Source organism: Rhodosalinus sp., assembly GCF_041685465.1.
GTDB lineage: Bacteria > Pseudomonadota > Alphaproteobacteria > Rhodobacterales > Rhodobacteraceae > Rhodosalinus.
Genome location: NZ_JAWLFS010000299.1, coordinates 1 through 3178 on the forward strand (window position 1 = coordinate 1; position 3178 = coordinate 3178).

General features: G+C 72.8%; 4 protein-coding genes. 3 read left to right on the forward strand and 1 reads right to left on the reverse strand.

What is annotated here, in order from left to right; genetic code table 11:
- A partial coding sequence (locus tag ACESL7_RS14735; RefSeq protein WP_372894051.1) for a hypothetical protein occupies positions 1 to 232 on the forward strand: 232 nt, incomplete at its 5' end.
- The gene (locus ACESL7_RS14740; RefSeq protein ID WP_372894052.1) at positions 229 to 819 is read left to right on the forward strand and encodes a nucleoside/nucleotide kinase family protein; all 591 of its coding nucleotides are present in this window, start codon (positions 229 to 231) and stop codon (positions 817 to 819) included. The genes ACESL7_RS14735 and ACESL7_RS14740, both read left to right, overlap by 4 nt.
- Positions 820 to 995: 176 nt before the next feature.
- Here the strand turns inward: ACESL7_RS14740 and ACESL7_RS14745 are convergent, their stop codons facing one another.
- Positions 996 to 1613, reverse strand: coding sequence for a DUF1989 domain-containing protein (locus tag ACESL7_RS14745; protein ID WP_372894053.1), 618 nt, complete (start codon positions 1611 to 1613; stop codon positions 996 to 998).
- A gap of 435 nt (positions 1614 to 2048) precedes the next feature.
- Between ACESL7_RS14745 and ACESL7_RS14750 the strand changes: the two genes are divergently transcribed.
- The gene (locus tag ACESL7_RS14750; protein WP_372894054.1) at positions 2049 to 3113 is read left to right on the forward strand and encodes a glycosyltransferase family 4 protein; all 1065 of its coding nucleotides are present in this window, start codon (positions 2049 to 2051) and stop codon (positions 3111 to 3113) included.
- The last annotated feature ends 65 nt before the right edge of the window (positions 3114 to 3178 follow it).

Sequence of the window (3178 nt, forward strand, 5' to 3'; positions counted from 1 at the left end):
GCCGGCCCGGGGGCGGGTGATCGTCTGCGAACGCGGCGCTTGGGCATCGGAAGCGGGACGGCGAACGAGCGCCGCCAACCTCGCCAACCTTGTCTTCGCACCGTTCTATCGCGACCCGGAAACCTACGAAGGCTGGTTCCGCGACCTCGGCTGCACCGTGCAGCGGCAAACGATATCCTCGCTCGACATGGCCTTTCATGTTCTCACCGCGTGCATCGGAGACGCCGGATGACGTGGCGCGTCCTGGCCGTATCCGGCCCGCCGGGCTCCGGCAAATCCACCCTGTGCAGGCGGCTGGCGGCGTTCTGGGGAACCGACCTCGTGCAGTTCGACGATTACGAGCGCATGACGGAACGCGATCCGGCGGCCCTCCGCGACTGGATCGCGCGGGGCGCGCCCTTCTCCGAGTTTTCGGCTCCCGGCTTTGCCGAGGCGATCGAGGCGGTTCGCGGCCCGCTCGTTGTCGAGGCTCCCCTCGGGCGCGCATGGGCGGCCACGGCTGAACTGTTCGACCGCGCGCTCTGGCTCGAGTGCCCGGCCGACCTCGCACTCGCCCGCAAGCTCGGCGCCGTGGCGTCAGACGCACGGGGCGACGGCCGGTTCGCGGATTGGACGCGAACGTTCCTCCTGCAGTATGCGGAGTTCGTCCGCCCCCTGCTTGTCGAGCAAGACCGCCGTGTGCGCCCGCTTTGCGACTTCGCCCTGGACGCAGGACAATCGGCCGAGACCCTGTCGACGAGGGCGCTGCGCCGCCTGGGCCCCCCGGAGCGAAGAGCGACGGCGGAGAACCCCCGGCCTGTCATGACCTCACGCAGGTAGTCCACACGCAGCGGCAGACCGCCGATGCCGCAACCGTTCGATGTCCTCTGCGCCGTTCGGCGCGCGACAGTCTTCGTGGCGCACATCCCGGGGCGGCGGCGGCGCATCCGAGTGCCGGCGAACTCCGCCGGGGGCACTTGCCCAAACGACGTGGCCCCCGCGGCGGGCGCTCCGCCTCACCCGGGGCCCGGCAGCACCTGATAATGCGCCTCCGTCGGGGCGCAGGCCGCGCCGTTGATCGGCAGGATGTCCTGCGGGCAGGCCGACATCGCGACGATGCAATCCATCTGCGCGCGCAGCACCACCCGATCGCCCGGGCGCGACAGCGGTTCGCCCCAGCCGGTGCTGCCGTCCGGCGCCACCGGAATGTTCATCCACAGATTGAGCGGGCTCGGGCAGTCATGGATCGGCACGCCGATCCGCCGCATCGCCGCGAAAAGGTTGTCGGTGCAGTTGTCGTGGTACTCCGTGCAGCCGAGGAGCCCGTAGCGGTAATCGTCGCAGGCGGCGATCAGCGTGTCGTGCCGGCCCGGCGAGGTGTCGCGCTCCAGCATGAGGATCGGCCGCCGCCGGTTCGTGATCAGCGCGTCGCCCTCTGCCGGCCAGAGCTTGCCCAGCGTGGCGCGCATGTGCTCGTTCGAGAGGAACTCCGTCGGGTCCTCGGCACTGAAAGCCCAGGTGTCGACGACCTGTGTGCCGTGGGTGTTGACGATCTCGATCGCCTGCCCGACCGAGAGCCGCACGGCCCGTCCCTTGCGCGCGGGAATCGTCTCGAGCGCGTCTGTCTGCGGCATTGTCGCTCCTCCTCTGTCGGCCCTCGACGGATCGGAGCATCCAACCGCAGATGAGGCAAGCCTCTTGTTCCCCAACCCGCCGCGGCCGCCCGCCCGGGTGCGGCCCGTTGGACGCGACCGGCGCGGCAAGAACCATGTCGGCGGGCGCGCGCGGTCCGACGGTCGCCAGGACGCGCCAGCCCCCGGGCCCGGATCGGCGTCTCCGCCCCGGGTTGGCACCGAGACCCCCGCGCGGCCCCGGCCGCTGGCCGAGCTCCGTGCCATCGGCGCGTGCCATCCGGCGGTGGATTTTCTTGCGCGGCCCGCCGCGTCGGAGAGCGAAACCGCACCCGGCGACAGCTCTGGAAACGCTCGGGCGTCGGAGCTGCTGTTCAGGCGCTCTCGTTGCCTCTCGGGCGATGTGCGCTAAGCCCTCCGGAGGACAGAGGGGGCGTCATGCTTCAGCGAAGCGCATTTGCCGTGCCGGGCGATCTGTCGGCGCCAACGGGCGGGTATCGTTACGACCGCAGCCTCCTGCACGCCCTGCGCGCGGCGGGATGGGACATGCAGCATGTGCCGCTGCCGGGCGGATTTCCCTTCGCCGGCCCCGCGCAGATGCAGACCGCGATCGACGCCCTGACCGCGGTCCCCGCGGACCGACCGCTGATCGTCGACGGGCTTGCCTACGGGGCGCTGCCGACAGCGGCGCTCGACCGGGTGAGCGCGCCCGTCCTGGCGCTGGTCCATCACCCGCTCGCCCATGAAACCGACATGCCCGCGCCCGACGCGCGCCGGCTGCGCGCACTGGAACGCGCCAACCTCGCAAGAGCGGCGCATGTCATCGTGCCGAGCCCGCATATCCGCGACGTGCTCATGTCCGACTACGGGGTGGATGCCGGACGCGTCACGGTGCTTCGGCCCGGCAGGCCGGAGCCCCCGGCCCGTCCCGCGCCCGGGCGCCCCGAGGGTCCGCCCCTGATCCTGTCGGTGGGGCTGCTCCACCCCCGGAAGGGCCACGATGTGCTGATCTCGGCGCTCGCCCGACTTGCCGGGCGTCCGTGGCAGGCGGTGATCGCCGGCCCCCCCTGGGAGGCGGGCCACGACGCGGCGCTCGAGGAGCAGATCGGCACGGCGGGCCTGCGCGGGCGTATCCGCCTCGCGGGCCGGGTCGGCCAGCAGGAGCTTGCCCGGCTCTACGGCCGGGCGGATGTCTTCGCACTGGCGACGCGCTACGAGGGGTATGGCATCGTCTTCGACGAGGCGCTCGTTCACGGCCTGCCGATCGTCTCCACGACGGCCGGCGCCGTGCCGGGGACCGTGCCGCCCGAGGCCGGCACGCTGGTGCCGCCCGACGATCCGGAGGCCTTCGCCGCGGCGCTCTGCCCCCTTCTCGCCGACACCGCCGTCCGCGCGGACAAGGCGCAGGCGGCGCGCCGCGCGGGCGCGGCGCTGCCCTCCTGGACGGACGCGGCGGGGGTCGCGGGCGCGCTTCTGGAACGGGTGGCGAGGGACCGGGCCTGAGCGACCGCGACCCGGCGCCGGCGCGGGCGTGGCAGGCGCGCGACCGCGTTGCCCCGCACGGGCGT